Consider the following 7,316-nt stretch of genomic DNA (forward strand, 5'->3'; position numbering starts at 1 on the left):
TCCACGCGCTGGAGAAGGACATCCGCAGCTGGATCGCCATGTGGAACACCGATCCCAAGCCCTACGTCTGGACGAAGACCGCGGACGAAATCCTCGAACGCCTCGCCAGTTATCTGAACAGAATTCCCGACTCAGAAGACTAGGGCGTGTTCCGAAAGTAGCGTCGTCTGCCCGAAGGGCAGGCCCGGCGGCGTCTGGTGCGTGCGATCGCAAGGCGGAGGGTCGCCCCGATACTGGTTGTATCGGGGCGAGCCCGACAACGCGGCGAGCGTGCGTGCCAGGCGTCGCCGGGCAGACGGGACTTTCGAAACACGCCCCAGGTGAAGGCCCGGGCGGGTGACAGAACGGCGGACGCGCATGCCTGCGCGGGGAACCGCCGGCTCATCTTTCATATCTTCATACGATGATCGCTCCCGTACGCCGCCTCGCCGCCCTCTGTGCCCTGGCCGCCGCGCTCGCCGCCTGCGGCACGGACCAGGCACCCCGGGCCGCCCGCCCGGCCCCCGCTCATCCCTCACCCGCGCAGTCCCGCCCGGCCCCCGCCCAGCCCTCGCCCACGCCGTCCCGGCCGCCCACGCTGGCCCCCGGCCCGGCCGGCCTGACACCCGTCTTCTCGCACGCCCCCCGCACCGGCGACAAAGCCGTCGCCCTCACCTTCGACGCGGACATGACCGCCGACCAGGGGGCGCGGGCGGCGGCGGGCGAGCGGTTCGACAACCCGGAACTGATCGCGACGCTGCGGGCGCTGAAGGTGCCGGCCACCGTGTTCATGACGGGCCGGTGGGCCGAGGAGTACCCGGCGGAGGCCCGCGCGATCGGACGCGACCCGCTGTTCGAGGTCGCCAACCACTCCTACAGCCACTACGCCTTCACCGACGACTGCTACGGCCTGCCGACCATGCCCGAGGACCGGATGCGGGCGGACGTGGAACGGGCGTACGCGGCCTTCCGCGAGGCCGGGGTGCCGGACGCCAGGCCCTACTTCCGCTTCCCCGGCGGCTGCTACGACCGGCGGGCGCTGCGGGCGGTGAGCGGCGCCGGGGTGACCGCGGTGCAGTGGGACGTGGTGAGCGGGGACGCCTTCGCGACCGACGCGGACGCCGTGGCCCGGGACGTGCTGGACGGGGTGAGACCGGGCTCGGTGGTCGTCATGCACTGCACGCGCAGCGCCGCCCCCGCCACCGAGAGTGCGGTGCGCGTGATCGTGCCCGAGCTGCGCCGCCGCGGCTACCGGTTCGTGCAGGTGTCCGAGCTGATCGGGGCCGCGAACGGCCGGCGGTGAGCGGCGGGCCCTCTCGTACGCTGGAGGCATGAGCGAGGACGACGGCGACATCGGCTACTGCCTGATCGACGCGACCCGGCCGCCCAAGGCCGACGGACCGCCGTATGCGGACTGCGTGCTGTGCCGGGAGCCCACGGATTACCCGGAGTCGTACAAGGGGATCACGCTGTGCCCCGTCTGTATGGGGGTCCCCCCGCTCGAGCGAAGTCGAGAGTGGGGGAGGCAGGAGGCGCAGCGCACGGCGTGCTCGGGCTGAGCGGGCGGCTCAGGGCGACCTGCGGGCGGTGAGCGCGCAGGCCACGGCCGTCGCCGCGGCCGTGACGAGTGCCGCGGCGGCCAGGGGCAGCAGCGGCGGGTGAACCGTCGCGGACCGCGAGCCGGTGACCAGGCCGCTGACCGCCGCCTGCGCCGGGGAACCCGTCACCACCAGTGCCAGCAGCGCGGCGAGCAACAGCGTCGGGACCGCTCGACCCGGCGAGCGCAGCACCGGCCAGGCGGTGAGCGCGCCGACGGCCGTACCGAGCAGGGCGCAGGTCAGGGTGGCGAGCAGTCCGGCGGCGGAGGCCTGCGGGAGGGGGATCCGTTGCTGATGGTCGGCGCTCACGGGGTCGCTGATCAGGGCGACGACCGCCGTCGTGGCCGTACCGAGCAGGCCCGCCGCCCCCAGCGCGACCAGCACGGCGGCCAGGTGCGCCCGCACCGGCCCGGCCGCCGCGGCGACGACGGTGCGGGCGGCCGGGGGCTCGTTGGTCACACAGATCCGCACCAGCCAGGCCGCGACGGGAAGCAGGGCGGCCGCCGCGTAGCCGAGCGAGTCCAGCACGGGCTGGCCGCTCTGGACGCCGACGCCGAGGAAGACGGCGTGCAGGAGGACCGGCGGCAGCCAGCGCTGGGAGCGGACGAGCAGGGCGGCCTGGTAGCGCAGGAGAGCGGTCATGAACTGCCTTCACGGTCGAGCGGCTCGGACGCCGCGGCGACGCTCACCACGTGCCACGGCGGGCGGGCGGTGAGCAGGGCACGCAGCAGGACGTCGGAGTGGGAGGCGGGGACGGTGAGGCGGTGGGTGCCGGGGGCCGGTTCCTCGGCCTCGACGGCCAGGCGGCGCGCCTCCGCCGGCAGCGGCCCGGCGGGCGGACCCTGCACCTCGACGACCACGCGCGGCCCGGCGGGGACGGCGGGTGGTTCCGTACGGCGGTGGAGGGTGCCGTCGCTCACCGTGCAGGTGGCGTCGGCCGTGCCGGCGAGACGGCGGGGGTCGTGGTCGACGAAGACGACGGCGGCGCCGGCGGCCGTACGCTCGGCGACCGCCCGGTCCAGTTCGGCCCGCGCGTCGGTGTCCAGGCCGGTCCAGGCCTCGTCCAGGACGAGGAGTTCCGGGTCGGCGAGGAATGCCTGGGCCACGGCGACCTTCTGGCTGCTGCCCTTGGACAGGCGGGACAACGGCGTGCGCGTGTAGGGGGTGGCGCCGAAGCGGTCCAGCCAGTCACCCGCGGCACGCTCGGCGGCGGCACGGGTGAGGCCGTGGACGGTGCCGAGGTGAGTGAGGTAGCCGACCGCGGTGAAGGGGAGGGCGGCGGGGAAGCGTTCGGGGACGTAGGCGGTCCGGGGACGGCCGGTGACCCGGCCCGTGGTCGGAGCGTCGATGCGGGCGAGGAGACGGAGAAGGGTGGATTTGCCCGTGCCGTTGGCGCCCTGGACGCGGGTGAGGGTCCCGGGGGTGAGATGCAGGTTCACGTCGCGGAGGACCCAGGGGCCGCGGACGCCGTAGCGGCGGCCCACGTCGTCCAGACGTAATGCGCGTTCCATGGGCAGCATCTTCTCGTACGGGAGTCCAGTACCCTGCGCCGCGTGAGTGAGAGTCCCTTTCAGACCGAGCCGAACCCTCGTGACCGGGCCCCGCAGTTCGTGCTGCCCCTCGTCGTGCGGCTGGAGAAGACCGAGCCGCCCGCCCGTACCGACGCTCTCGAGACCGCTGCCCGCGCCGTGCTCGTCATGCTGAGCGATCCGCGCTCCGTCGGGGACGGGGAGTGGGCGCAGGCCGTGCGGGACTGGCAGGACGCCCGGATCCGGAAGGTCGTGCGGCGGGCTCGGGGGGCCGAGTGGCGGCGGGCCGGGGCGTTGCCGGGGATCACCGTGACCGGGAAGGCCGCGGAGGTGCGGGTGTTCCCGCCGGTGCCGTTGGACGGGTGGCCGAAGGACCTCGCGAAGCTGCAGGTGTCGGGGACCGACCTCGACGATCCCGAGACGCCGGCGGAGGCGGACCCGGGGGTGCCGGTGCTGTGGATGAGCCCGGAGGTGGAGATGTCGGCGGGCAAGGCGATGGCGCAGGCCGGGCACGGTGCGCAGCTCGCCTGGTGGGAGCTGTCGGACCAGGAGCGTGCGGCGTGGTGCGAGGCGGGCTTTCCGCTGGCCGTGCGGACGGCGGCGCCCGAGCGGTGGCGGGAGCTGACGGGGAGCGGGCTGCCGCTGGTGCGGGACGCGGGGTTCACCGAGATCGCGCCGGGGTCCTGCACGGTGGTCGCGGACCATCCGGCCCTGCGGGCCCGGTGACCGCACCCCGCGCCGAACCTCAAATGTTGCTCTGAAGGAGGGCGGCGGACGGTTCGGGCCCGGATGGCGGGGTCATATCCCCGTCACCACGGCGGGGGCCTGGGCGGAGGAGGGGACCATGACGCGACTCGGGACGGGAATCGGCTGGCGGCCGGAGATCGCGGACGCCGTGGAACGGATGCCGGGCATCGACTGGGTCGAGGTCGTCGCCGAGAACGTCTGCCCGGGGCACCTCCCCGACTCCCTGCTGCGGCTGCGCGAGCGCGGCGTCACCGTCGTCCCGCACGGCGTGTCGCTCGGGCTCGGCGGCGCGGACCGCCCCGACGCGGGGCGGCTGACGGCGCTCGCCGAGCGGGCCGAGGCGCTGGGTTCCCCGCTGGTCACCGAACACATCGCGTTCGTCCGCGCGGGCGGGCCGCTGACGGCCTCCCCGGCCCTGGAGGCCGGGCACCTGCTGCCCGTACCGCGCACCCGCGACGCCCTCGACGTGCTGTGCGAGAACGTGCGCATCGCGCAGGAGGCGCTGCCGGTGCCGCTCGCCGTGGAGAACATCGCCGCGCTCATCGCCTGGCCCGGCGAGGAGCTGACGGAGGGCCAGTTCCTGTACGAGCTGGCCGACCGCACCGGCGTACGGCTGCTGATCGACGTGGCCAACCTGCACACCAACCACGTCAACCGCGGCGAGGACCCGGCCAAGGCGCTCGCCGAGCTGCCGCTGGAAGCCATCGCCTACGTCCATGTCGCGGGCGGCTTCGAGCGCGACGGCGTCTGGCACGACAGCCACGCCCACCCGGTGCCCCGCCCGGTCCTCGACATCCTGACCGACCTCGCGTCCCGTGTCTCGCCGCCCGGGGTGCTGCTGGAGCGCGACGAGAACTTCCCCGAACCGGCCGATCTGGAGCGGGAGTTGGCGTCGATCCGGGACGCGGTGCGGGAGGGCGCCCGGATCCGGACCGTCTCGGAGACCTCGGGCGCCTCCGGCACCGCGGACTCGGACGGGACCGCTCCCGTGCGGTCCCACGTCCCCGTCGGAGCCCCGGAGGCGGTGCGCCAGCGCCTCGGCCTCGCGCAGGCCGCCCTGCTGTCGGCCCTGGTCGCCGGGACCCCCGCCCCCGAGGGTTTCGACCGGGTGCGCCTCGGTGTCCAGGCCCGGTCCCTGGCCGCCAAGCGGGCGGACGTGGTGGCGAAGGTCGCCCCGGAACTGCCGTCGATCCTCGGCAGCGGCTACCGGTCCGCTTTCCTCGCGTACGCCCAGGGGCACCCGATGCGCGGGGGGTACCGGCAGGACGCACTGGACTTCGCGGAGCGGCTGCTGCTGGGCGGGCAGTTGGAGGAGGGCCGGGTCCGGCGCGAGCTGCGCCGGTGGTGGCTGGACCGCTCGGGCCCCGCCCCGAGGCCGCGGTCGCGCTGGGCGCGGGTGGGGCGGGCGCTGGCCCGGCGGTGAGCGCCCGGCCCCGTCCGGCCGCGGACAGTCGTACCGACCGGGCGGCATCCCGAATGTGCCGGGGTTAACACCCGAGTAGCAGCAGGTCGCCCGGTGCCTCTTTCACCCCTGTTTCGCCCCTTATGCCGCCTACCGACAGCCCTCTGTTCGTCCCGGATGTCCGCCATCCAACCCTTCGCCCCTCTACGACAGTTGGCGTAGCGGCCGCAGTAATATGCCAATCCCGCACCCGAAGCACACTGGCGTGCGGTGCCGCAAGCAGGAGGCACCATGCGACCGCGACCCCCGATCAGGGGCAGAGGCATCTTCACTGGCACCGGGCTCATCATCACGGGCCTGGCGGCGACCCTCGTGGCACTGCTCTACCCGATCTGGTCGTACGAGGACGGGCCCGCGACGGACGCGGACGTCCTGAACGCGCAGACCGTGGCGACGCAGTACGGTCCGCTGTCCGCGCTCGACCGGGACTTCGTCACCAAGGTGCGGCTGGCCGGACTGTGGGAGCTGCCGGCCGGTCAGCAGGCGCAGCAGAAGGGCACCACCGAGGCCGTACGGGCGGCGGGGCGGCATCTCGTCGAGGGGCACACCTTCCTCGACGAGCGGGTGCGCAGCGTCGCCGCGCAACTCGGGCTCGCGCTGCCCAACGAGCCCACCGACCAGCAGAAGGGCTGGCTGGAGGAGCTGAACGCGGCTCAGGGCGTGGACTACGACCGGAAGTTCGCCAACATCCTGCGGGTGGCGCACGGCCGGGTGTTCTCCGTGGTCGCACAGGTGCGGGCCGGCACCCAGAACGCGCTGGTACGGCAGCTCGCCGACGACGCCAACACCACCGTCCTGGACCACATCACGGTCCTGGAAGCCACCGGATACGTCGACTTCGACGCGCTGGCCCGGCAGTTGGCGGTCGGCAGCAGCGCGCCGCCGGCCAACTCGCCCTCCCCGCCGTGGTCGGTGGCCGACCCCGGCCAGGTCGTGCCGGTCACGCCGTCGCCGTACCCGAGCTACACGCTCCCGCCGGCCGCGACCGGTCCGCCACCGCAGGAGGGTTCCTGAGGACCGGCCGGCCGGGACGAAGCGAAGCGGAACGTCACATACCCACAACGCTCGGTCCGGATTGTGAACAAGGCATGGCGTTTCCCTGTGTGTCTGGCATAGAAAAACGGCATGTTCTGGGTCCTTCTCCTGCTGCTGGCCTGGGCCGTCGCCGGCGCGGCGTGCACACGGCTGTGCCTGGCCGCCGTCCGTGCGGCGGCCGTCGACACGGACGCGGGCCAGGGACATGATCTGACGCTCTACGAGGCGGCGTTCCTCTCCGGCGGCCCGGGCCGGGTCGCCGACCTCACCCTGGTGTCCATGGCACGGCAGCGGCGGCTGCTGCTCGCCCACACCGGCTGGGCCACCGTCGTGGACCCGCGCGGCCGTGACGAGATCGAACGGTCGGTCATAGGGGCCATCGGGCCCGAGGGCCAGTCGCGGATCGCGCCCGTGCGGGCCGCCGCTGCCGCGGCGGACGCGGTGCGCGGCCTCGCCGACCGCCTGGTCAACGCCGGTCTCGCCGTGCCGGACGGTGCGCGTACGACGGTCGCGGCCGGGGTGCGGCAGGTGCGGGGCGCCGCGCTGACCGTGCTCACGCTGGGCGCCGTCGCGCTGCTGATGCCCGCCCCCTCGGACATGCCGCGCACCCTGGTCGCCCTCTGGTTCGCGCTGCCCCTCGCACTCACCCTGAGCTGCCTGGCCATCGCCCGGGTCGAGGTCCATCCGTACTCGCGCTGGGCCTCCCCGGCGGGACAGCGGCTGCTGGGCACACTGGCCCGGCACGCCGACCGTGACGGCGGCGACGACCGCACGTACCTGACCTCCGTGGCGGTACGCGGGATCCGGGCCGTCGGCGAACCGGACCTGCGGGCGGCCTTCGCACACCGCGAGCCGCACGGACGCGACTGAGGACGGCCGCGGTACCGAGCCCCCGCGGCATCGCGGCGGCTCGGGACCGCGGCCGGCCGTACGCGCCCGGGGTCAGGGGCCGGTCCGGGGTGCGGG

8 protein-coding genes and 1 pseudogene are annotated in these 7,316 nt (G+C 74.4%); 7 read left to right on the forward strand and 2 right to left on the reverse strand.

The annotated features are described in order from the left end of the window. The 3 genes and pseudogenes from ACPT94_RS23605 to ACPT94_RS23615 form a co-directional block, all read left to right on the forward strand. A pseudogene (locus tag ACPT94_RS23605) lies at positions 1–143 on the forward strand (IS630 family transposase); the annotation flags it as partial. A gap of 260 nt (positions 144–403) precedes the next feature. After that, positions 404–1,282 carry a polysaccharide deacetylase family protein gene (locus tag ACPT94_RS23610; protein WP_425246758.1) on the forward strand — a complete coding sequence of 293 codons (879 nt, stop codon included), beginning with the start codon at positions 404–406 and terminating at the stop codon, positions 1,280–1,282. Between the two features lie 28 nt (positions 1,283–1,310). Next, the gene (locus tag ACPT94_RS23615; RefSeq protein ID WP_425246759.1) at positions 1,311–1,538 is read left to right on the forward strand and encodes a hypothetical protein; all 228 of its coding nucleotides are present in this window, start codon (positions 1,311–1,313) and stop codon (positions 1,536–1,538) included. A gap of 9 nt (positions 1,539–1,547) precedes the next feature. Here the strand turns inward: ACPT94_RS23615 and ACPT94_RS23620 are convergent, their stop codons facing one another. Together ACPT94_RS23620 and ACPT94_RS23625 are read right to left on the reverse strand one after the other, a co-directional pair. After that, positions 1,548–2,219: an ABC transporter gene (locus tag ACPT94_RS23620; RefSeq protein WP_360337785.1), complete on the reverse strand. Its 672-nt coding sequence runs from the start codon at positions 2,217–2,219 to the stop codon at positions 1,548–1,550. Next, entirely contained in the window at positions 2,216–3,088 is an 873-nt protein-coding gene (locus tag ACPT94_RS23625; protein ID WP_425246760.1) for an ABC transporter ATP-binding protein, read from the reverse strand. Before ACPT94_RS23625 ends, ACPT94_RS23620 begins: the two co-directional genes overlap by 4 nt. A 42-nt stretch (positions 3,089–3,130) precedes the next feature. Here ACPT94_RS23625 and ACPT94_RS23630 point away from each other — a divergent pair, with 42 nt between their 5' ends. The 4 genes from ACPT94_RS23630 to ACPT94_RS23645 all read left to right on the forward strand — a co-directional run bounded on the left by ACPT94_RS23630 (position 3,131) and on the right by ACPT94_RS23645 (position 7,220). After that, positions 3,131–3,832 (forward strand): peptidyl-tRNA hydrolase, encoded by a 702-nt coding sequence (locus ACPT94_RS23630; protein WP_425246762.1) that lies wholly within the window; start codon positions 3,131–3,133, stop codon positions 3,830–3,832. Between the two features lie 118 nt (positions 3,833–3,950). Continuing rightward, positions 3,951–5,276, forward strand: coding sequence for an MbnB/TglH/ChrH family RiPP precursor modification enzyme (locus tag ACPT94_RS23635; RefSeq protein WP_425246763.1), 1,326 nt, complete (start codon positions 3,951–3,953; stop codon positions 5,274–5,276). Between the two features lie 270 nt (positions 5,277–5,546). Continuing rightward, entirely contained in the window at positions 5,547–6,329 is a 783-nt protein-coding gene (locus ACPT94_RS23640; RefSeq protein ID WP_425246764.1) for a DUF4142 domain-containing protein, read from the forward strand. Between the two features lie 111 nt (positions 6,330–6,440). Further along, positions 6,441–7,220, forward strand: a complete 780-nt coding sequence (locus ACPT94_RS23645) for a TIGR04222 domain-containing membrane protein (protein WP_360337797.1) — start codon at positions 6,441–6,443, stop codon at positions 7,218–7,220. Positions 7,221–7,316 lie beyond the last annotated feature (96 nt).

The organism is Streptomyces aurantiaciflavus, from assembly GCF_049808595.1.
Classification (GTDB): domain Bacteria; phylum Actinomycetota; class Actinomycetes; order Streptomycetales; family Streptomycetaceae; genus Streptomyces.